Raw genomic sequence first — 20,635 nt, 5'->3', positions numbered from 1 at the left:
TGCTTCCGAAACAATCGAGTGGGAGTAGGGTTGTGACTGCTATTGATCCAGCATCGCTGGGTGTTGTTTCCTGGAGAGGCAGCGCCGATTAGGTCATGGGGTTTGGGGTATTCATCCATCGATTGGACTCGATCTACGACGACAGCCCCGCTGAGCAGTACCAATTTCCCAGTCAATATCTTCATCGCGTTGAAGCCTGCATCGGCGATTGGATAGTATATTACGAACCGAGCAAGGTTGCTGAAACGCGCGGTTACTTTGCAATTGCTCGGGTTCAGCAGGTTCTTCCCGATCCCGGTACTTCCGGGATGTATCTCGCTTTAATGGAACCGGGAAGCTATCTCGATTTTGCCAATTCAGTCCCATTCAACGGACCGACGGGTCCAGTAGAGCGCGGTGTTCTTAACGAACAGGGGCGGATTTCAGGACGCGCTCAGTCCGCAGTCCGCCCAATCTCTCCCGACGATTTCAATAGAATATGCGAGCTTGGTTTCGCGGAGAACGCGCCGCTGCTGCCGCGGCGCGACGGCGACCTTCCATCGCTCGATCTTAATGACCAGCCGCAGGTGCCATTCGCGGTTGAGCAGCAGCGCGACCGTGTTAGCGTAACGATCTCGAAAGTCCTGCGTGATCGAGTTTTCCGCCGCATCGTGCTGCGTGCCTATGAAGAGCGTTGCGCCATCACCGGCCTCAAGCTCATCAATGGAATGGGGCGCGCGGAGGTCGCGGCGGCTCACATACGCTCCGTCGAGGCAAACGGGCCGGACATCATCAGCAATGGCGTTGCTCTTTCGGGCACCGCACATTGGATGTTTGATCGTGGTCTCATCAGCTTCGCGGACGATCTGGAGATATTGATCTCGCGCCAGACAAACGATCTGGAGGGAGTGCAATCGATCATCAACAAGACGGAGCGCGCTCTTGCGCCGCGTCGTGCGTCAGATCGGCCACATCCGCACTTCTTAAAGTGGCACCGCGAGCATTGTTTCAAGCAATAAGCAAAACCATACGGCTCATGCGTTCGTACCCGCCCGCCGCTGAGCCGCAATCAGCATCTCCACAAACGCGGTCACCTTCGGCGGGCGGAAGCGGGCTGCGGGGTAGACCGTGTGGATGCCGCCGGATGGCAGTTGCCATTGCGGCAGGATGTGGATGAGGCGGCCCGCCGCGAGATCGTCGGCCACCAGGAAATCCGGCAGCACCGAAAGGCCGCCGCCGGCGAGCACCGCTGCGAGCACCCCCGGCGTCGTGTCGATGGCGATGCTCGCCTGCAGGCGCACGGCGCATCGATCGAGATCACCGCGCGAGAACTGCCACAGCAACGGCTCGCGCAGCGCCATGTTGGCGATGAACGGTAGCGTCACCAATTCGTCGGGATCGCGCGCGGCGGCGATCCGATCCGCGAATGCGGGAGCGCCGACCAGACATTGCCGGAACGATCCGATCTTGCGCGCCTGCAGGCTGGAATCGACCAGCCACCCCACACGGATCGCCATGTCGATGTGGCCTGAGGCGAGGTCGACCGTCTGATCTTCGAGCGTCAACTCCACGCGGCAGTGGGGATAGCGTGCCGCGTAGGCCGTGACGACGGCGATGACGACGGCGGTGCCGTAGTCGTTGGGCGCCGTGATCCGCAAGGTGCCGGTCGGCGCGGCGGCTGCCTGAGCGAGCTCGTCGAAGGCATCCTCCGCTTCGCGCAGGATCATGACGCAGCGCGAATGAAACATGCGGCCCGCCTCGGTCGGATGAACCCGGCGCGTCGTGCGCACGAGCAGGCTGGTGCCGAGATCGCGCTCCAGCTGCGCCACCTGCTGACTCACCACGGCCTTGGTGATGCCGAGCCGCTCGGCGGCCCGGGTGAAGGATCCGGTGTCCACGACGGCTGCGAAATAGGCGAGGCGGTTCAGGTTCATGGGCTCAGTCGGGTGCTATCCAACTGTCAGCCTATCACATACATTCTGTATGTTTTGTTGATATTTTTCTATCAATATGCCCGTGCCACATTGCTGTCCAAGGAGATCGCCATGTCCGCGCCCATTCAAATCACCTACCTGTTCGATCCGCTCTGCGGCTGGTGCTACGGCGCCTCAACGCTGCTCGAACAGCTCGTCGCCCGAACGGATTTCGCTGTCGAACTCGCGCCGACAGGCCTGTTCGCCGGCGAGGGCGCCCGTCCGATGGACGATGGTTTTGCGGCCTACGCCTGGAGCAACGACCAGCGGATCTCGCGCTTGAGCGGCCAGCCCTTCAGCGAAGCCTATCGCCGCGACGTGCTGGGCGACCGCACGCGCCTGTTCGATTCCGGCCCGGCAACATTGGCGCTCACGGCCGTTGCGCTCATGGCGCCTGATCGGGAGTTCGCGGCACTGAAAGCCTTGCAGCTCGTCCGCTATGTCGAGGGACGCGACAGCACGGACATCGCCGTTCTCTCGGATGTGCTGCGCGCGATGAATTTGCCGGAGGTCGCCGCGCGTCTGGCGAGCCCGGACGTCGCACTGATCACCGCATACCGCGCGCGCCTCGAGGCTGCGCGTGCCGAGATGCGCCGATTCGGCGCCAACGGCGTCCCGGCCCTGATCGTCGGGACGGGCCATGATCGCCGCCTCGTGCAAGCAAGCGCCCTGTTCGGCAGCCTGGACGTCCTCGTCGACGGACTGAAGGCGGCCTGAGCGCAGCGATCAACAGAGGCCGGACCATCCAGCTTTCATTTCGCAATCGTAGACAAGCACCAGGAGACCAACATGCCGACAAGGAGAACCATCATGAAAACCACTCTCGCCGCGGGCGCCGCCGCCGTCTTCGCACCCGCAGGCCTCGGCCATGCCGCGGGCGGGCTCGCCTGGAAGCATTTTCCGGCCGGACAGAACGGCTTCTTCCGGGCGCCCGTTCTGGTGTCCGGGCCAAGCGAAGCCGTGCTGATCGATGGCGGCTTCACGCTGTCCGATGGCAAGGCGGTCGCCGACGCCATCAAGGCCACCGGCAAGAAGCTCACCACCATCTATATCAGCCAGTCGGACCCGGATTATTATTTCAGCCTCGGCGCGATCAAGGCTGTCTTCCCCGAGGCCCGCGTGCTCGCGTCGCCAGCGACATTGGCGGCCATTCACGCCAGCGTCGAAAAGAAGCTTGCCGTCTGGGGGCCGCAACTCAAGGCGAACGGCCCGCAGGTGCTGGCCGATGTGGTCATCCCCGAAGCGTTCGACGGCAAGACGCTCAGCGTCGACGGCGAGACCATCGAGATCGTCAGCGCCGACGGCCTGGCCAACCGGCGCTATCTGTTCGTACCCTCGCTCAACGCGGTGTTCGGCGGCGTGCTGATCTTCTCCGGCGTCCATGTCTGGACCGCCGACACGCCGACCAGGGAGCAGCGCGCCGCCTGGATCGCCAATCTCGAAAAGATCGCGGCGCGCAAGCCGGCGATCGTCGTGCCCGGCCATTTGTCGGCGGATGCGAAGACCGACCTGTCCGGTGTCGAGCACACCATCGCCTACCTCAAGGCGTTGACGAAGAGTTGGCCAAAACCAAGGATTCGGCGGCGCTCAAGGCGGCGATGGAAGCGCGCTTCCCCGGCCTCGGCATGGGCGTTGCGCTCGACATCGGCGCCAAGGTCGCCACCGGCGAGATGAAGTGGGGTTGAGATGGGGGCGAACCTCGACCTGATCCGCGCCACCTATGAGGGATCATCGTCGGAAGAGAACGGCCGCAACTTGCTGGCCGCTCTCGCTCCCGATGCCGCATGGACCGAAGCGGAAGGGTTTCCATACGCGGGCACCTATGTCGGGGCGGACGCGATCATATCAGGCGTGTTCCGGCGTCTCGCCACCGAATGGACCGGCTACCGCGCCGACGTTCACACCTATCTCGAAGACGGCGACCGCGTCGCCGCCTTCGGCGTCTACTCCGGGACCTACAAGGCGACGGGCAAGTCCATGCGCGCCAATTTCGCGCATCTCTATCTGGTGAAGGACGGCAAGATCGCCAGCATGACCCAATATGTCGACACCGCGATGGTGCAAAAGGCATTGGAGCCTGCCGGCCGGTAACAGCCGCATCACGTCGGAATGCAGGAGGGGGAGCCCGCGACATGCGGGCTCCCCTTTTTCGTTCCGGCGTCTGCTAGATCTTGATGGAATTGTGCCTGGCCGAGGAAGTCCACCGCGCGCCAGAACGTGGTCATGGATATGACCGCCGGCCCCGTCTATACCGAGGTCCCACGACAGGCCAGAGCGGCGATCGTATGCTCGCAGTCATGGTGTTGAAGATATGACTGCCGACGACCTTGGATTTTTGACGTGAGGAGCCATGGCGGTTTCGGAAGACAACAAATCTCTCGCCCGCTATCTGAGAGATGTTACGCAGGGTTCACCGACGGTTACGAAATATTGGGATGACGCCCACGTCAGTGACGTCGACATCATGATCATCAAGGACGTGCCGGCAGGAGGCGTTTCCACTTATGCCAGCCTCGCGCTCTCTGACGCAAAAACCGGCCTGACGTCTGGCGGCAAGGCCCTGGGCGTCGAGATTCTGCTGGCTCTGGCGACGGCCGAGGGCGCCAACATGATCGCGACTTGCGCTTTCAGCATCAAGAAGGGCGAGATCACACCCTTGCCCGGCGTCGTCATTCCGCGAGCCCTGGAACTGTATGGCGAAGGGCGCGAGATGAAGCACGCCATGCTCATCTCTCCGTTCGTGTGGGACCTGGAAACACAGTCCTTCTCGGCCAAGTCCGTCGCCTGGCTGCAGGTACTGCCTATTTCCGACGCCGAGCGGGACTACGCGCTGGCGAACGGGCCCGAAGCGCTGGAGGATCTGCTCCAGGACCGACAGATCGACGTGTTTGACATCGATCGTCCCAGCGCTCTTTGATACCCTGACCGCCGCTATCTTCGTGGACGCCTGCGCTTCGCCTGGAGGATGCTGATGGCATTCGGCCCGATGGGTATCGCTTCGCGTCTCCCTACCGCGGCGCCAGCCCCGCACCGTTTTGAAATGCCAACAGCCCAATGCAGAAAATCGCTGCGCCAACCCACAGCACCACCGGGACCAGGTACGGCGACGAAATGACTTCGAGCACCGGGAACGCTTTGTCTGAAACAAACCTTCTGTGTGCCACCCATGCGGTTGCGACGAGGGGCGTAAAGGTGACAACGAAGTAGAGCGCCCCCAAAACCCAGCCAAAGGCGGTCAAATCCCTGGATCGCGTGACCTCTCCCGCGAAGCCAAGCGCGGCAATTGATACGAACGCGCCCAACGCGCTGATGAGGAGCTCGGCAGCCAGGACGACGATGGATAGAGTTGCAGTCATGCTTGGATTCCGTTTGCGAATGAGATTTCCCTGAAGCCGCAGCCCGGATGGCCGGTGACCGCATCAGCCACGATTGAAGTCCTCGAGATCGCGGATGAAGCGTTCGAAGTCGGGCGCCAGTTCGTGCAGAGGAAGGCAGTTCATCCGTACTGACATCTTGAAGGGGAACGCCCACTTTGTGGGTGAAGGGGGGCCGACAGTCTAACGCGTAGAGGAAGGTGCTTGCAATCGGTGTGGTCTTCCCTGAGGAAACCAGTTGCCGGACGTAGCTCCATCCGGGCTAGCGATCCGTGCCAAACCGCAAGATCGGTCGAGCGTGTCATGGCCGTCAGCGACTAGATGGAGCCGCCACGGAGGAGGGACGATGAAGGCGGCGGTGCAAAACTATCAGGACCGCATGCGACGGGTGCTGGACCATATCGACCGGCATCTCGACGGAGATCTGGACCTGGACGGCTTAAGCGCTGTTGCCGCCTTCTCGAAATTTCATTTCCACCGGCAGTTCTCGGCAACCTTCGGATTATCTGTGCATCGCTATGTCCAGCTGGCCCGCATGAAGCGCGCTTCGCACCAGCTGGCCTATATGGACGCCCTTGATGTCACGGATGTTGCGATGGATGCCGATTACGACGCACCGGATGCCTTCGCCCGCGCCTTTCGGCAACGGTTCGGGCAATCTCCGTCGTCGTTCCGGAAGTCTCCCGACTGGGAGCCGTGGCTTGCGGCCTTAGGGCCTCTCGACAACGCCAGGAGCAAGCTCATGCAGAAGACGTTTACCACCGACGACGTGACGATCCGCGATGTGCAACCCACCAAGGTGGCGATCATGGAGCATCGCGGCGACCCGGCGACGCTTCCCGCCACAATCCAGCGCTTCATCGCGTGGCGCAAGGCGGCTCACCTGCACCCCAGCACAAGTCCGACCTTCAATGTCTGGCGTTCCGAGCGGCGGCCTGCGTCACCCGCCGATTACAGCGTGGACCTTTGCGTCGGGACCGCACAAGCGATCGTGGCGAACGGCGAAGAAATCAAGGCCGGCGAGATCCCCGGCGGACGCTGCGCGGTGCTGCGCGTCGTCGGTTACACCGACAATCTGGAGCCCGCCGCGCTCTATCTTTATCGCAACTGGCTTCCCGCCAGCGGCGAAGAAGCACGCGACTTCCCGATCTATTGCCAGCGGCTGAGCTTCTTCCCGGAGGTGCCGGAGCACGAGACGGTCGCGGACGTTTTTCTGCCGCTGAAATAGCGCCGCTCGCGGCGGCCTGTCGCTTCCGATCACGGAAACGGGCAGGCCGCCATTCCCCGATCAATATCGCCACGATGTGATCCCGCGTTCAACTCGGGAAACGGGTGGCAGCTCGCCGGTGCCTGATGTCTTGTTCGGCTCCTTTTTGACATCAGGAGAGTCTCGCGGTGGAACTGGCCAACAAGACGATCATCATAACCGGCGCCAGCAGCGGTATCGGTGCTGCCGCAGCGTCGCTGTTCGCGTCCGAAGGCGCCGATGTGGTGCTCGGGGCGCGTCGCGGCCCCGAGCTGCAGACCGTGGTTGCAAGCATCAAGAGCGCCGGAGGGCGCGCGACTTTTCTTGCGGGCGACGTTCGGGACACCGGCTATGCAGCCCGCCTTGTCGAGCACGCCGTCGAGACCTTCGGAAAACTTGACGGCGCTTTCGACAATGCCGGCGTGGTCGGCGAGATGACGCCGGTCCCCGAGATGAGCGTCGAAAACTGGACCGATGTGCTTGCGGTGAATCTCACCTCGGCGTTCCTCAGCGCGAAGGCGCAGATCCCGGCGCTGCGCAAGCAGGGCGGCGGTTCGATCGTTTTCACCTCGTCCTTCGTTGGCTTCAGCAACGGGGGCCTGCCGGGAATGGCGGCGTACGCAGCCTCAAAGGCAGGACTGATCGGCCTGGCTCAATCACTGGGCGCCGAGCATGCGGCCGAAGGCATTCGCGTCAACGCGCTTCTGCCTGGAGGGACCATCACCCCGGCGGCGGGCGAAGGAAATCCCGACGCCCTGAATTTCATCGCCGGGCTCCACCCGATGAAGCGGATGGCCAGTCCCAAGGAGATCGCGCAGGCGGCGGTTTTTCTCCTGAGCGACCGGGCATCGTTCATGACGGGCAGCCCCATGACGGTTGACGGCGGCATGTCGGTCCGCCTGACCTGACCACGAATCCGCTCGGGCTCGACCGACGGGGCTCTGCGCCGTCGATCGAGCCAATTGATAGCGGGGCGCGCAGTGCGCGAAAGGCCTGCTTCACCCGTGCGCCTCCTGCCAGTGCGGATAGGTGACATAGGCGGTGACGGCGCCTTGCTCATGCGAGCGAATGGTGACCTGCGTGCCCTTGGGCATGTGGACGGTCTCGCCCGGACCGGCGGTCACGGTGCCGGCGTTGCTCGACACCGAGAGCTTCCCTTCGAGCACGATCATGACGTCGTCGACGGCGATTGTCTCGTCGAGGATCTGGCTCGGCGCGTAGCGGCCGTAGCCGATGGTGATCGGCGCGCCGTGACGCTGGTCGATCACGTTGCCGACGAATATGTCGCCATCCTGGCCGGGCGAACGCTCGAGCGTTGCGTCCGAGATGGCAAACTTGCGAACTTGCATGAGATGTCTTCCGTCTTTTCAAAGTGGGCGGGTTGAGGACGATAGAAGCCTCAGGCAAGTGTTTTGTTCAGCGCGCCTTGCGGGACCGTTTGACGCAGATTGCGCGACGATGGCTGGCGCGCAGGAGACGATTGGTGCCCAGCCCACGGCGACGGTCGCCTCGGCGCAAACACTGGATGTTCGCCACGCATCTCCATGATACGAAACCCCCGTCGTTCGCTTCCGGAGCCAATGTTCATGTCTGCCACCGCGCCGAGTCAGTCGCCCGCAACCGCCGCCGAAACTGATCCCGAAACACTCGGCTGGATGAAAGGCTTCCCGCCGTCTCCGGACCGCACCATCAGCTTCCAGGATGGTTCGTTCCGCAGCTTCCCCGAGCTACGCTGGGCATGGAGCAACATCCGCCAGCTGGTGCCGACCGTGAATGTCTGGCGCGGCGCGGGGCCTGCATCGGTGTTGCCGCGGGAAGGCCACGACATCGATGCGTCGGCCTCGACCACCATGGACAGGCGGCCCATGACGTTCGCGAAGATGCTCGAGGAAACCTACACCGACGGCATCGCCGTGCTGCATCGGGGCAAGCTGATCTATGAGCGCTATTTCGGTGCGTTGAAGCCGCACAAGCCGCATATCGCGATGTCGGTGACGAAGTCGTTCACCGGCGTGCTCGCCGGCATTCTGGTCGCCGAGGGCAAGATCGATCCGCAGGCGCCCGTCACGGACTATGTGCCGGAGCTGAAGGCGAGCGCGTTCGGCGACGCGCGCGTGCACGAGGTCATGGATATGACCACCGGGCTCGAATACACCGAAGTCTACACCGACAAGAACTCGCATGTGTGGGGACTGCGGCGCGCCAACGGCATGGCGCCGATTCCACCCGACTATGACGGTGCGACCACCATCTTCGATTTCCTGGTCGGGCAAAAGAAGCAGGGCGAGCACGGCAAGGTCTTTGCCTACAAGACCGTCAACACAGACGTGCTGGCCTGGATCATCCGGCGCGTCAGCGGCATGACGTTGTCCGATCTGCTCTCCGAGCGCATCTGGCAGCCGATGGGCGCGGAGGAAGACGCGCATTACCACGTCGATCGCATCGGCACCGAAAGCGGCGGCGGCGGCCTGTCGACCTGCTTGCGCGATCTCGCCCGATTCGGCGAGACCATGCGCAATCACGGCCGCTCCAACGGCCGGCAGATCGTGCCTTCATCTGTCGTCGAGGACATCGCGCGCGGTGGCGATCCCGAGAAATTCAAGCCCGCCGGTTACACCACGCTACCCGGCGCCTCCTATCGCAATCAATGGTGGGTCACGCACAATGCCCACGGCGCATATATGGCGCGTGGCGTTCACGGCCAGGGCATCTATATCGATCCCAAGGCCGAGATGGTGATCGCGCGCTACGCCTCGCACCCCGCAGCGGGCAACGCCGCCAACGACCCCGTGACGCTGCCGGCCTACATGGCGCTGGCGAAGGAGCTGATGGCGGGCGAGTGAGGTCCGCCTACGGCAGCTCCCGCCAGCGCATCGGCAAAATGCCGTCCTGCCTGAAACTGGCGAGGAAGCGGAAGCGGGCGGCTTGCGGATTGGGGCGGGCTTCGATCGGCGTGCCCAGGATCTGCACAACGTCCGTCTCGTCATAGGCGGGCCAGGGTGGCAGACCCGATCCGTTCGGGTCCCCGTGCGCAGCGAAATTCACCCAATAGCTCATCATGATCCGCGCCAGAGCGCGGTCCTGTTCGGCCGGCGGTGCTGAGCTGCCGATCACCTGTTGCGGTGTCAGTGTGCCGAACACGAACGGGATTTCAGTGACGTGCGAGGCGATCGGCGTGTAGTGCGAGGTATAGCTGAAGTGATAGCCGTAGACTGGCGCGCGTCCCCCGCGCCAATGCAATCGCAGCCACTGCCAGCATTGCTCGCCGACCACGATGTCGCCCGTGAGCGCCGCCGCAGAAGTCCTGGCCTCCGCATCGGTCGCCGCGGGATAGACCTTCAGGAAATCGGCCATGCGCTCCTTGCCGAACATCGCCTCGGCCGCGGCGAGAAAGGCTTGCGCTGATTCGTCGGGGAGTGACTGCGAACGGAAAGGAAATTCCTCGGCCGCATTCCAGCCCGCCAGCAGCGGGATGTACATCTGTTCGCCGCGCCGGAAGCGCCGCGCGGGCACATCAGGAACGACAAGACCATCGATACTCGGCGAGAAGGCCGTCACGACCGGGCTGGTCCTGAAACTCCACGGCGCGGCTGCATTCAACCGATCGGCCGGCATGCTGCGCAAAGCTGCGATCGACGCGTTGTCCTGTTGCCGGGCAAAAGCGAGACCACGCGCGCGGGCTTCTTCAAAGCCCTGAAGCGGGCCGTGCTTGCCATCCCAGAACGCGCCGCTCTGTCCAATGGCCTTGTGAAACAGCCCATGTGCGAGAGGCGAGGCCATCAGGATGCCGACGGCCATGGCGCCGGCGGATTCGCCGAACACGGTGACGTTCTCGGGGTCGCCGCCGAAGCCGGCGATGTTGGCCTTGACCCAGCGCAGCGCCGCCAGTTGATCCTGCAGGCCGTAATTGCCTGAAGGCGCCTCCGCGTCGAGATCGGGGTGGGCGAAGAAGCCTAAGATGCCGAGGCGGTAGTTGAAGCTGACGACGACGACACCTTTCGCTGCTAGCGCGTTGCCATCGGTTGCGGGATTCGCCGAGGAGCCGAACTGAAAGCCGCCGCCGTGAATCCACACCATCACGGGCCGCTTCTCATCCGCGTGCTTCGCCGCGGTCCAGATGTTGAGATAGAGGCAATCCTCGTCGCGTGGTCCCGGCCGCGGGTCGTTTTCGAGCGCCGATAGACACCCCGCGCCGAACACAAGCGCATCGCGCACGCCATCCCAGGACTCCGGGGGCTGCGGAGCGCACCAACGCAGAGGCCCGACCGGCGGTGCTGCGTAGGGAATGCCTTTGAACGCGATCACGCCGCTTGCATCGCGCGGGCCGCCACGCACGGCCCCCGCTTGCGTGCGGACCACGCGTTGCAGCCCGGCTGCTGTCGTACTCGTGAAACCATGCATGGCCGTTTCTTTCGATAGCGTGGGCGGCGCCCGGACGCCCCCGGGCAGGTTCAGGCGGCACCCTATCGACATTCCTCTTCGCTCGATTTAGATGTTCTGCCAATCAATTTCTAAAAACCGGCAACATGCGGCAGCCGCTCCGTTTTCCATGGCCTGATCTTGATGTGGATGATGTCTCCGCGCCCGTTATCGCCGTGCGCGTCGACGTGATCGGGACCAAGGACGAGGTGCCCGATCACAGGCACCGCAAGGGGCAACTTGTCTTTGCGCTGGGCGGCGCCGTGACGTGCCGCGTTCCCACCGGTTTGTGGATGGTGCCGCCGCATTGCGCGGTGTGGATTCCAGGAGGCATGCAGCACAGCAACCTCGCGACGGAAAACGCCCGGCTGTTTTTCGTCTACATCGAGCCTGAGGTCGTGGACCTGCCGGATCGGTGCTGCACGCTTTCGATCTCCCCACTGTTGCGTGAAGTGATCGTCGAGCTGGCCAATCAGATCGCGAATGACGAGGCGAGGGTGGAGCTTCTGGCGAGCGTCCTGCTGCGCGAGCTTCCCCGCATGCCGGTTCAGCAGCTGCATCTGCCGCTCTCGCCCGAGCCGCGGTTGAAGAAGATTGCCGCGGCGCTGGCGAAAAACCCTTCCGATCGCAGGACGCTGGCCGAATGGGCCGATCGCGTCGCGCTGAGCGAGAGCAGCCTCGCGCGTCTCGTGGTCAGGGAGACGGGCTTAAGCTTCGGGCGGTGGCGCCAGCAATTGCACCTGATCGTCGCCTTGCGGGAGCTGACGTCCGGCGCGAGCGTGCAGCAGGTGTCCGCCGATCTCGGCTACGACTCCGTCGCGGCCTTCATCACCATGTTCAAGAAGGCGCTCGGGAAACCACCAGGGAAATATCTGAGCGGTATTTTCCCTGAATATAAGAATTGACTTATATTAGCGTCGACCGATATTAATCCTGGCACGAAACGACAAGGAGGAGCGCCATGGAGATCGACGTCGTCAGGGTATTAGGGCTGGTTACGCGTTCGGTGAGGAATTTCGAGAAGGACGGGAAGGCAGCCAGTGCGGTGACACTGACGCGGCTTTACGAGACCAGCGTCGACGATCTCTGGGACGCAGTGACCAGCGAGCAACGCATTCCGCGCTGGTTCTTGCCGGTCGGGGGAGATCTCCGGCTCGGCGGAAAATACCAGCTCAAGGGGAATGCAGGCGGGACCATCACGGCATGTACGCCGCCGACCCATTTTGCGGCGACCTGGGAATTCGGCGGCGCGATGAGCTGGATCGACGTCAAGCTGACGGCAGAACGAAGCCAGGCGCGGCTGACGCTCGAGCACACCGCGATGATCGAGGATCATTGGAATCAGTTCGGTCCAGGGGCAGTCGGGATCGGCTGGGATCTCGCCATTGCCGGGCTGGAGCGATATGTTGCGACCGGGGCATCGGTCGACCATGAGACGGCCGAGGCATGGATGGGCTCTCCCGCGGGCAAGGAATTCATGACGAGCAGCGGCGAGTATTGGCGCGCAGCGCATGTCGCAAGCGGCGTGGATCCTGCGTCCGCGAAACAGCGGTCGGACCGTACCATCGCTTTCTATCGCGGCGAGACGCCGCCCGACGTGGCGCATCCGGGCACAGGAAGCTGATGCAAATCTTCGAGGTCCTTGCCGACCCCGTCCGCCGTCGCATCCTCGAGCTGCTTGCGCCCGGCGAGATGGCGTCCGGCGAGGTCGTCGAAGTGATCGGAGCGGAGTTCGGGATCACGCAGGCCGCCGTGTCGCAGCACCTCAAGGTGCTGCGCGAGAGCGGCTTCGCGACGGTTCGGGCGGAGGCGCAAAGACGGCTCTATTCGGTCGATGCTGCGGGCCTCCAAGCGGTGGATGCATGGATCGGTCAGTTCCGCAATTTCTGGGAGCCGAAGCTGGATGCGCTGGCGACGGAAATCGCGCGCGGCAAACGCGAGCGTCGTAACGCGCCAATGAGCAAGCGGAGCGGGAAGCGGGCGTGAAGGCATTGCGGCCACGCCTCATGGAGACGTTTCCGTTCTTTGCCCGGCGGGGGATGGGCTTGAGCGGCGGCATCTCGGTGTCGCCCGGGCTGGCGGCCCATCTGAGGCCGTACTGCAGGTTCGCGGCCTGCGCGGCGGCGACGAGCTGTACAAAGCCCCAGACGATTGCGGCGGGCAGCATCGATAGCTCGAAGCTCATCGCCATTGGCTGTCCCCCAATCTGCAAGAAATCAGCGCGATCCCGGGTGCCATCCGGGAGTTTGGGAATCTCGGGATCGAGGTGATCCCAGGCATATCCGCGCGAGCAGAACAGCACGACGGACGGTTTCAACGTGCTGGCATCGTCCAGCGTGCCGACATAGATGCCGATTAAGTCCGGCTTCTCGTCCGGCTTGTTGTAGATAGGCGAGCCGCAGTTCGGACAGAACCCTTTGCGCTTGACCGCGCCGCTGACGGCAGTGCGCTCGATTTCGCGCACCTCGCCTGTCACCGCGACTGCGCTGCGCGCGAACACGAAGATGGAGCTGTGGCCGCTGCCGGTATCGCGCTGACAGTCGCTGCACTGGCATTGGAAGCCGCGGATCGGCGCGGACGCAATGGTGTAACAAACCGCGCCGCAGGCACAACGACCTGAATATGTCATTCGTCTCCCTCCCAACGGGCCGGCGCGATTTCACACAAGCCGGATATTTGCCGGCCCGCTCACTCGCGCGACATCTTCTCGAACCTCTTCACCAGCCGCTCCCGCTTCAGCCGCGACAGGCGCTGGATCCAGAACATGCCGTCGAGCTGGTCGATCTCGTGCTGGTGGCAGACAGCACGCAAGGCTTCCGACTCCTCTTTGTGCATGCTGCCGTCGAGATCCCGATAGCTGATCCGCACGCGGGCGTGGCGCTGGACCTCGTCGTTGACGCCGGGCATCGAGACGCTGCCTTCGCGATGCAGGATCATCTCGGGTGAGGCCCATTCGATCTCCGGATTGACATAGGTCTGTGCACCGTCCCTGGCGTCGAGCTCGAGCACGACGACGCGCAAGGGCACGCCGACATGCGGCGCCGTGATGCCGATGCCGGGCGCGGCGCGCATGGTCTCGAGCAGATCATTTGCAAGCTCGCGGAGCGCATCGTCGAACGCGGTGACGGGGTCAGCCGGCATCGCGAGCCGGCGGTCGGGATAGCGGACGATCGGGCGAATGGTCATGCAAGCTCCTAGCACTCACGGATGGTTGAAGCATCCCGTTCTTGACGCCCTACCAACTGGAAGGTAGCTAGGGACAATGACCCACGTTTCCTCGACAGATCCTGGCCTGCGCGCGCAGCTTGATCATCGCGGGCGGCTACAATGGTTTCAGCTACGCCGACGTGGCCGAGGTGGTCGGTATCCGCAAGCCGAGCATCCACCATCATTTCGCCAGCAAGGTCGATCTGGTCCGCACGCTCGTGTCGCGCTACCGCGCCGAAGCCGAGGCGGGACTGTCCGCGCTCGAGCGCAATGTCCCTGATCCGCGCGACCAGCTCGAAAACTATGTCGCGTACTGGAAGGCGTGCATCAATGATGCGACAGCGCCGTTCTGCGTGTGCGCGCTGCTGGCCAGCGAGCTTCCGATCCTGCCGGAGGAGGTTGCGCTCGAAGTCCGTGCGCACTTCCGCTCCTTGGCTTCCTGGCTGACGGCCGTCATGGAGCGTGGCAAGCGGAAAGGGCAACTCAAACTCTCCGGCACAGCCCGCGTCGAGGCCGAAGGATTCATGGCGACCATTCACGGCGCCATGCTGTCGGCGCGTGCCTATGGCGATCCAAAGATGTTCGGTGTGATTACCACCCCGCTGCTGGACCGGCTGTCCAACAAGCACTGAGAGACATCGGCGAGACGATGACGATAGCCAGCAAGTGGGCTGGATCGAAGACGGTTTCGTTGTGTGTAAGAAAACTACCAACTAGTAGGTATAGGAGAGACTGCGATGGCGCGATATCAATTGAATCCGGTTCATTGCGACCGCGAGCGATGGCTGAAGCAATATTACTTCGTGCGAGCGGCGTTCTCGGTTGCCTGGGTCGCTGCTGCGTTTGCCGCCGGGGCTTCTTCTCCAGTGATCGCCGGCGCCTTGCTCGTCCTCTATCCCGCATGGGACGCCGCTGCCAACTTCGCGGACGCGGTTCGCAGCGGCGGACTCGCTCAAAGCCGCCCGCAGGCTCTGAACGTTGTGGTCAGCCTGGCGACCACCGTCGCGGTGCTTGTGACCTTGCAGATGAGCATGAACCGGGTGCTCGGAATCTTCGGGGCATGGGCGATCCTGTCGGGATTGCTCCAACTCGGAACGGCCATCCAGCGCTGGCGGAGTTTTGGCGCGCAATGGGCCATGGTGCTCAGCGGGGGCCAGTCGGCTCTCGCAGGCGGCTTCTTCATCTTTCAGGCCACGATGCCCGCGATTCCCTCGATCGCGAATGTCGCGGGCTATGCTGCAGTCGGTGCGCTCTACTTCCTGGTCTCGGCGGTCTGGCTCACGGTCGGCGAGTGGCGGCGTAGCGCGGCTGTTTGAAGCCTTGCCATTCAAGCCTTGTCGCGGACGCTCACCCGTCCGGATAGGGCGTGCCGTCCTTGTGCACGAATCGGCCGTCGGAGTTGGCGCTCATCATGTCGATGTCGGAGCAAATCGTGAGATCGTCGGGCGAGCGAGAGCCGACTTCGAGATAGAGGGCGATGGCGCTCGAACGGTTGATCAAGTGATGGCCGTTGCCGCTGTTTTTCGCGAAGGCGGCGCAGTCACCGGCGCGGAGCACGATCTCGCATTTGTCCTCGATCAGCGTCACTTCGCCTTCGAGGACATAGACGAATTCGTCCTCATGCGAGTGCCAATGCCGCTGGCTCGACCAGTTGCCGGGCGGCAAGCGCATCAGGTTGACGTCGAAATCGGACAAGCCTCCGGCATTGCCGAGCCGCTGCCGGACCCGATCGGCGCAAGGTGCATCGAAGGGCGCGGGGTAGCCGGCGCCCTTGCGGGCGGGTACGGCAGCGATGTCGATTTTCGGCATAAGCATTTCCCTGCAGTTCTCTAGCGTTGCGTGGCCTGGCACATCGCGGAGCGCCAGGCGCGTCGTCGAACCCGGTCACGGATTTCGCCGCATCCGCACGGCCAGTTTCGCACGGCAAGGCCGGATGGCGCGCGAGGAGGCGGACGATCGCGTTAGCGACGGGACGAATTCAATAGCGGCGGGATGATGCCATCATGCAGGTGTTTTGCCCGACGAGTCAAACGGCGGGTCTTCCTTCGCACTGCAAAGAGCTGCGCTGTAAGTCCTTGATCCGACAGCGCCCCGCTACTGTGCATGGGGTTGTTTTCGCGTTTTTTGTTTGGCAGGTCACAAAAGCGTGCCGCAAAAACTTGCGTCGGCCTGTCGGCCCACCATGTTCCCATTCGTCTTCCACCCAGACAGATCTGACGGGAGACCAAAATGAACGCTTCCTCCTATCGCTGGGTGATCGTCGCCGCGGGCGGCTTGCTCGGCTGCGTCGCCATCGGCGGCATGTTTTCGCTGCCGGTATTCCTGCAGCCGATCGCAAAGGACACCGGCTGGTCCGTGACCGGCATCTCCAGCGCCATGACGATCGGCTTTCTGGCAATGGCCTGCACCAGCATGGTCTGGGGCACGTTGACGGACCGGTTCGGGCCGCGGCTGGTGGTGCTGACGGGATCGACGGTGCTGACCGTGAGCCTGTTCGCGGCGAGTCACGCCACCTCGCTGCTGGCGTTTCAGTTCGTCTTCGGGCTTCTGGTCGGAGCGTCCTGTGCGGCGATCTTCGCGCCGATGATGGCGACCGTGACCGGCTGGTTCGACACCCATCGCAGCCTCGCGGTCTCGCTGGTGTCGGCCGGCATGGGCATGGCGCCGATGACGATGGCGCCGCTCGCGGCCTGGCTCGTCTCCGGCCATGACTGGCGCACCTCGATGCAGATCGTGGCGCTGGTGGTCGGCGCCATCATGATCCCGGTCTCGTTCCTGGTGCGCCGCCCGCCGGCGCTCGCGCACGCCTTGGCCGCGCCTGCGGGCGAGGGCGCCGTGCAAGGTGAGATGTCGATGGGAGAGGCGCTGCGCTCGCCGCAATTCCTGATCCTGCTCGCGACCAATTTCTTCTGCTGCGCCACGCATTCCGGTCCGATCATTCACACCGTCTCCTATGCCGTGAGCTGCGGCATCCCGCTGGTCGCGGCGGTGACGATCTACAGTATCGAAGGCTTTGCCGGCCTCGGCGGACGCATCGCCTTCGGCCTGATGGGTGACCGCTTCGGCGCCAAGCGCGTGCTCGTCTCGGGCCTGCTGTTGCAGGCCTTCGGCGCACTCGCCTATGTCTTCGCGCATCAGCTCGCGACGTTCTACGCCGTCGGGGCCGTCTTCGGCTTCATCTATGCCGGCACCATGCCGCTCTACGCGGTGCTGATCCGCGAAAATTTCCCGCTCAAGATGATGGGCACCGTGATCGGCGGCACCGCCATGGCCGGCAGTCTCGGCATGGCCACGGGCCCGCTCGCCGGCGGCCTGATCTACGATGCGTTCTCGAGCTACGCCTGGCTCTATATCGCCTCCTGGGCGATGGGCCTCGGCGCCTTCCTGATGGCGATGAATTTCAAGCCGTTCCCGAAGCCGCGAGCGGAGTTGGCGCCGGCGGCGGCGTAAGCAAGTTCATCGAGGCGCAGCACTAGAGCTGCGCCTCGATCGCGGGCTTGTCGATGATGGACCACACTTGCCGTATTTTTCCGTCGCGAAATCGATAGAACACGTTTTCGCAGAAGGACACGCGCCTGCCGTTCACATCCAGCCCCAGAAACGTTCCAGCCGGTGTGCAATCGAACTTCAGCCGGGCGGCGATGTGGGGCGGATCGCAGACCAGCAGCTCGATGTTGAAATGCAGATCCGGAATTGTGCGAAAATCCTGCTCCAGCATGGCACGATAGCCGGACAGTCCGAATGGTCGCGCATTGTGGGCGACATCATCGTGGACGAACTGTCCGAGCGCGGGCCAATCCTGCCGGTTCAGGCAGGCGATGTAATTGCGGTAGATGTCGGCGAGGTCGGACCTGGTCATGGCGTGCTCCTGCGGCTTCGGCCATAACGCAGCAACAGGGCAATCGGCGCAGGCGCTCACTGACGTTTTTCGAAGAACAGGTCCGGGTAGGGATCGTCATTGAAGCGGGGGATCTCGCTCCAGCCGCTTCGTCGGTAGAGCTGGCTGGCCTCCGCCAGGGCGCTGTTGGTGTCGAGCCGCAATAGCTTGATGCCGAGCCCGCGCGCAGCATCCTCGGTCATGTCCATCAGACGCCGGCCAAGCCGCAATCCGCGCGCCGCCGGTGCGACCCACAGCCGCTTGATCTCGGCATAGCCGTGATCGGTGCCCTTGAGCCCGACGCAGCCGACCGGTAGCGTGTCCGACATCGCGACGATGAACGTGCCGCGCGGGCGGCGCATATCCTTGGCGTCGGGATCGCGCGACAGCGAGACGTCGAACCCCTGCTTGAAGCGGCGGCCGAGCTCGCCATAATATTCGCCGAGGCAATAGCGCGCCTGTTCGCTCCGCGGGTCCATCTCGTCCAGCGTGACGCGCTCGCGCGTCAGCGCGGAAGCAACCAAATCCATCGCCGCCAGCAGCGCCTCGCGTTGCGCATGTTGGGCGAGGAAGCCCTCGGCCTGCGTATTCGACAGCGCCTCGTAGGCCGCGAACTCGCGCCGGCCCGCACGCGTCAACGTCGCGACGCGACGGCGCGCATCGTCCTCATGCGCATTGGTCTCGACCAGCCCTTCGTCCTCGAGGCAGCGGAGGAGGCGGCTCATCAGGCCGGAATCGAGGCCGAGATAGTCGCGAATCTCGGCCACGTCCGAACGTCCATGCCCGATCGCGTTGAGCACGCGCGCCGCCCCCAGTGGCCGCCCGCGTCCCAGGAATGACGTGTCGAGCGCGCCGACAGCGGACGTGACGGCACGATTGAAGCGGCGGACGCGGGAAACAGGGTCGAGCATGATATATCTGACTTTAGTCAGACATATCATCGAAGTCAATCAGTGCACGTTTTCGCTTCACCAGCGAACTGCGCTTCAATCCAGGCCCAGGACCTTGCGGGATTTCCGCGTGAGTTTCGCCGCGATCAGCGCGTGCGCCTGCGCCAGATAGGCCGTGAGCTCGGCGTCCGGCAGCGCGTTGTTGCCGACGAGTTGCACCCATTTGGCGCGCGCCAGATAGGGCGCCGGCCGCGCAAGGCCGTGCTCGATCAGCATGGCATAGGCCATGTTCGAGACCTTGAACATGTAGCCGCCGGAGCGCGCGGTAAAGCCGCCGCCGAGTGCGAACATCTTGCCGCCGACCTTGAACACGGAGGTACCCTCCCACTGCACCACCTTGGTGACGGCGGGCAGGCGCAGGCAGCGGGTTTCGAAAGTTTTGGGAGTCATCGCCTAAGCGATAGCACAGCGTAGGCGGCTTGCAACGCCGCAACGATGGAGCGCCTCTGCGTGCCGCACCGCGTCCGCGATACGAGAGGAACGACCCCACTTGTATCGTGCCGTCCGATCCCCCACACTCCACATCACTCAATCAGTCACAGGAATAAGGTCATGGCTCGCATTCGCTGTATCACCGAGATGGGGATGGGCGTCGACGTGCACGGCAGGGACGCCACCAAGGCGGCGAAGCGTGCCGTTTCTGATGCCATCAGGCATTCGAGCCTCGGCTTCTTCCGGATGATCGACAAGACTGCGAACGACATGTTCGTCGACGTCACGATCGCGGTGCCGAATCCCGAAGCCGTCGACAAGGACGCGGTCGCGAAGGAGCTGCCTTACGGCACCGTCACCGTCAACGCGGTGAAGGGCGGGCTGGAGATTCCCTCGGCTGCGGAGCAGGGTAACGACCCCATCCTCATCGCCAATGCCGCCGTCATCGTCAGCTTCGATAAGGACTAGGCCGGTGTCCGACGGTGACGTGACCCTACTGGATCGCCCGATCTGGAGCGCGCTGACGACCAGCCACAAACATCTGGCCGAGGGTGGCCCGGGAGCGCTGCGCTATCCGGTGGACGTGACGCCTTTTGCCGACATGGTCGACATGTCCGAGACGAGCTTTGCCGAGCTCGGCAATCTCCTGTCGGGCTCGCAGGTCGCCGCGCTGTTCACACCCGAGGCCGTCGACGTTCCCGCCGGTTTCAAGGTCGTGCTGGCCGGACCCTGCGAGCAGATGATCGGCTCCCCGGCCGATAGCCCGCTTCGCGATGCCGAGATCGTCCGGCTGGGTGCAGCCGACGTTCCCGCCATGATGGCATTGACGGAGTTGACGAAGCCCGGTCCATTCGCGCGGCGCACGCACGAACTCGGGACGTTTCTTGGCATCCGCGCCGGCGGCGAATTGGTCGCGATGGCCGGCGAGCGCATGAAGCCGGGCAATTTCGTCGAGATGACGGCCGTCTGCGTCCACCCTGATCATCGGGGGCGGGGCTACGCGCAGGCGCTGCTGGCGGCGGTCGCGCGGCAGATCGAGGCGCGCAGCGAAATTCCGTTCCTGCACGTGTTCTCGAGCAACTCGTCGGCCATCGCGCTGTACCAGCGGCAGGGGATGCGGACTCGGCGCCGCCTGCACGTGACTGCGTTCATGAAGCAGAGATGAGCCGCGCCGTCCG

24 protein-coding genes and 2 pseudogenes are annotated in these 20,635 nt (G+C 63.7%); 16 read left to right on the top strand and 10 right to left on the bottom strand.

Annotation, left to right across the window (positions count from 1 at the left end):
* Positions 1 to 95 precede the first annotated feature (95 nt).
* Positions 96 to 998 carry an HNH endonuclease gene (locus RX329_RS26155; protein WP_085352865.1) on the top strand — a complete coding sequence of 301 codons (903 nt, stop codon included), beginning with the start codon at positions 96 to 98 and terminating at the stop codon, positions 996 to 998.
* 15 nt (positions 999 to 1,013) lie between these two features.
* On the opposite strand, the gene RX329_RS26150 is transcribed toward RX329_RS26155, so the two are convergent.
* The gene (locus RX329_RS26150) at positions 1,014 to 1,913 is read right to left on the bottom strand and encodes a LysR family transcriptional regulator (RefSeq protein WP_085352866.1); all 900 of its coding nucleotides are present in this window, start codon (positions 1,911 to 1,913) and stop codon (positions 1,014 to 1,016) included.
* A 111-nt stretch (positions 1,914 to 2,024) separates the two neighbouring features.
* On the opposite strand from RX329_RS26150, the gene RX329_RS26145 reads away from it, so the two are divergent.
* From RX329_RS26145 to RX329_RS26130, 4 genes and pseudogenes are all read left to right on the top strand, one after another.
* Positions 2,025 to 2,669: a DsbA family protein gene (locus tag RX329_RS26145; protein WP_085353049.1), complete on the top strand. Its 645-nt coding sequence runs from the start codon at positions 2,025 to 2,027 to the stop codon at positions 2,667 to 2,669.
* Between the two features lie 72 nt (positions 2,670 to 2,741).
* Positions 2,742 to 3,637: pseudogene (locus tag RX329_RS26140) on the top strand (MBL fold metallo-hydrolase).
* A gap of 1 nt (position 3,638) precedes the next feature.
* Positions 3,639 to 4,043 carry a nuclear transport factor 2 family protein gene (locus RX329_RS26135; RefSeq protein WP_085352867.1) on the top strand — a complete coding sequence of 135 codons (405 nt, stop codon included), beginning with the start codon at positions 3,639 to 3,641 and terminating at the stop codon, positions 4,041 to 4,043.
* 259 nt (positions 4,044 to 4,302) lie between these two features.
* Positions 4,303 to 4,869: a suppressor of fused domain protein gene (locus RX329_RS26130; RefSeq protein ID WP_085352868.1), complete on the top strand. Its 567-nt coding sequence runs from the start codon at positions 4,303 to 4,305 to the stop codon at positions 4,867 to 4,869.
* 91 nt (positions 4,870 to 4,960) lie between these two features.
* On the opposite strand, the gene RX329_RS26125 is transcribed toward RX329_RS26130, so the two are convergent.
* The gene (locus RX329_RS26125; RefSeq protein ID WP_085352869.1) at positions 4,961 to 5,308 is read right to left on the bottom strand and encodes a hypothetical protein; all 348 of its coding nucleotides are present in this window, start codon (positions 5,306 to 5,308) and stop codon (positions 4,961 to 4,963) included.
* A 364-nt stretch (positions 5,309 to 5,672) separates the two neighbouring features.
* Between RX329_RS26125 and RX329_RS26120 the strand changes: the two genes are divergently transcribed.
* On the top strand, positions 5,673 to 6,554 hold the full coding sequence (locus tag RX329_RS26120) for a GyrI-like domain-containing protein (protein WP_085352870.1): 882 nt from the start codon (positions 5,673 to 5,675) through the stop codon (positions 6,552 to 6,554).
* Between the two features lie 167 nt (positions 6,555 to 6,721).
* Entirely contained in the window at positions 6,722 to 7,480 is a 759-nt protein-coding gene (locus RX329_RS26115) for an SDR family oxidoreductase (protein WP_085352871.1), read from the top strand.
* Between the two features lie 90 nt (positions 7,481 to 7,570).
* Here the strand turns inward: RX329_RS26115 and RX329_RS26110 are convergent, their stop codons facing one another.
* On the bottom strand, positions 7,571 to 7,921 hold the full coding sequence (locus RX329_RS26110) for an ethanolamine utilization protein (protein ID WP_085352872.1): 351 nt from the start codon (positions 7,919 to 7,921) through the stop codon (positions 7,571 to 7,573).
* A gap of 237 nt (positions 7,922 to 8,158) precedes the next feature.
* On the opposite strand from RX329_RS26110, the gene RX329_RS26105 reads away from it, so the two are divergent.
* The gene (locus RX329_RS26105) at positions 8,159 to 9,415 is read left to right on the top strand and encodes a serine hydrolase domain-containing protein (protein ID WP_094183363.1); all 1,257 of its coding nucleotides are present in this window, start codon (positions 8,159 to 8,161) and stop codon (positions 9,413 to 9,415) included.
* 7 nt (positions 9,416 to 9,422) lie between these two features.
* Here RX329_RS26105 and RX329_RS26100 read toward each other — a convergent pair whose 3' ends face one another.
* On the bottom strand, positions 9,423 to 10,973 hold the full coding sequence (locus RX329_RS26100; protein ID WP_085352873.1) for a carboxylesterase/lipase family protein: 1,551 nt from the start codon (positions 10,971 to 10,973) through the stop codon (positions 9,423 to 9,425).
* A 125-nt stretch (positions 10,974 to 11,098) separates the two neighbouring features.
* Here RX329_RS26100 and RX329_RS26095 point away from each other — a divergent pair, with 125 nt between their 5' ends.
* Genes RX329_RS26095 through RX329_RS26085 form a run of 3 tightly spaced genes read left to right on the top strand, consistent with a single transcriptional unit; the run spans position 11,099 to position 12,977 of the window.
* Positions 11,099 to 11,896, top strand: coding sequence for an AraC family transcriptional regulator (locus RX329_RS26095; protein WP_085352874.1), 798 nt, complete (start codon positions 11,099 to 11,101; stop codon positions 11,894 to 11,896).
* 56 nt (positions 11,897 to 11,952) lie between these two features.
* Entirely contained in the window at positions 11,953 to 12,615 is a 663-nt protein-coding gene (locus RX329_RS26090; RefSeq protein ID WP_085352875.1) for an SRPBCC family protein, read from the top strand.
* Entirely contained in the window at positions 12,615 to 12,977 is a 363-nt protein-coding gene (locus RX329_RS26085) for an ArsR/SmtB family transcription factor (protein ID WP_018459176.1), read from the top strand. The genes RX329_RS26090 and RX329_RS26085 overlap by 1 nt, the downstream gene beginning before the upstream one ends.
* Before the next feature lie 361 nt (positions 12,978 to 13,338).
* On the opposite strand, the pseudogene RX329_RS26080 reads toward RX329_RS26085, so the two are convergent.
* Both RX329_RS26080 and RX329_RS26075 read right to left on the bottom strand, forming a co-directional pair.
* Positions 13,339 to 13,620: pseudogene (locus RX329_RS26080) on the bottom strand (GFA family protein); the annotation flags it as partial.
* Between the two features lie 59 nt (positions 13,621 to 13,679).
* A complete protein-coding gene (locus RX329_RS26075) occupies positions 13,680 to 14,177 on the bottom strand; it encodes a peptide deformylase (RefSeq protein WP_085352876.1) in 498 nt (165 codons plus the stop codon).
* Positions 14,178 to 14,296: 119 nt separating this feature from the next.
* Here RX329_RS26075 and RX329_RS26070 point away from each other — a divergent pair, with 119 nt between their 5' ends.
* Together RX329_RS26070 and RX329_RS26065 are read left to right on the top strand one after the other, a co-directional pair.
* Positions 14,297 to 14,830 (top strand): TetR/AcrR family transcriptional regulator, encoded by a 534-nt coding sequence (locus RX329_RS26070; protein ID WP_249809373.1) that lies wholly within the window; start codon positions 14,297 to 14,299, stop codon positions 14,828 to 14,830.
* A gap of 105 nt (positions 14,831 to 14,935) precedes the next feature.
* A complete protein-coding gene (locus RX329_RS26065; RefSeq protein WP_018459172.1) occupies positions 14,936 to 15,514 on the top strand; it encodes a membrane protein in 579 nt (192 codons plus the stop codon).
* A gap of 31 nt (positions 15,515 to 15,545) precedes the next feature.
* Here RX329_RS26065 and RX329_RS26060 read toward each other — a convergent pair whose 3' ends face one another.
* Positions 15,546 to 16,007 carry a cupin domain-containing protein gene (locus RX329_RS26060; RefSeq protein ID WP_317244445.1) on the bottom strand — a complete coding sequence of 154 codons (462 nt, stop codon included), beginning with the start codon at positions 16,005 to 16,007 and terminating at the stop codon, positions 15,546 to 15,548.
* 420 nt (positions 16,008 to 16,427) lie between these two features.
* Here RX329_RS26060 and RX329_RS26055 point away from each other — a divergent pair, with 420 nt between their 5' ends.
* On the top strand, positions 16,428 to 17,648 hold the full coding sequence (locus RX329_RS26055; protein ID WP_085352878.1) for an MFS transporter: 1,221 nt from the start codon (positions 16,428 to 16,430) through the stop codon (positions 17,646 to 17,648).
* A gap of 22 nt (positions 17,649 to 17,670) precedes the next feature.
* On the opposite strand, the gene RX329_RS26050 is transcribed toward RX329_RS26055, so the two are convergent.
* The 3 genes from RX329_RS26050 to RX329_RS26040 form a co-directional block, all read right to left on the bottom strand.
* A complete protein-coding gene (locus RX329_RS26050; RefSeq protein ID WP_026233750.1) occupies positions 17,671 to 18,057 on the bottom strand; it encodes an ester cyclase in 387 nt (128 codons plus the stop codon).
* A 56-nt stretch (positions 18,058 to 18,113) separates the two neighbouring features.
* Positions 18,114 to 18,986 carry a bifunctional helix-turn-helix transcriptional regulator/GNAT family N-acetyltransferase gene (locus RX329_RS26045; protein ID WP_085362173.1) on the bottom strand — a complete coding sequence of 291 codons (873 nt, stop codon included), beginning with the start codon at positions 18,984 to 18,986 and terminating at the stop codon, positions 18,114 to 18,116.
* 75 nt (positions 18,987 to 19,061) lie between these two features.
* Positions 19,062 to 19,415 carry an MmcQ/YjbR family DNA-binding protein gene (locus RX329_RS26040; RefSeq protein ID WP_317244444.1) on the bottom strand — a complete coding sequence of 118 codons (354 nt, stop codon included), beginning with the start codon at positions 19,413 to 19,415 and terminating at the stop codon, positions 19,062 to 19,064.
* A gap of 162 nt (positions 19,416 to 19,577) precedes the next feature.
* Between RX329_RS26040 and RX329_RS26035 the strand changes: the two genes are divergently transcribed.
* Positions 19,578 to 19,925: a Lin0512 family protein gene (locus tag RX329_RS26035; RefSeq protein WP_026233749.1), complete on the top strand. Its 348-nt coding sequence runs from the start codon at positions 19,578 to 19,580 to the stop codon at positions 19,923 to 19,925.
* A gap of 4 nt (positions 19,926 to 19,929) precedes the next feature.
* Complete coding sequence (locus RX329_RS26030) at positions 19,930 to 20,622, top strand: GNAT family N-acetyltransferase (protein WP_085384875.1); 693 nt, start codon at positions 19,930 to 19,932, stop codon at positions 20,620 to 20,622.
* Positions 20,623 to 20,635: the final 13 nt, after the last annotated feature.

The organism is Bradyrhizobium sp. BWC-3-1, assembly GCF_032917965.1.
GTDB lineage: Bacteria > Pseudomonadota > Alphaproteobacteria > Rhizobiales > Xanthobacteraceae > Bradyrhizobium > Bradyrhizobium canariense_D.
Note: the sequence above shows the minus strand (reverse complement) of the source record. Positions and strands in the feature narration are given on the sequence as shown.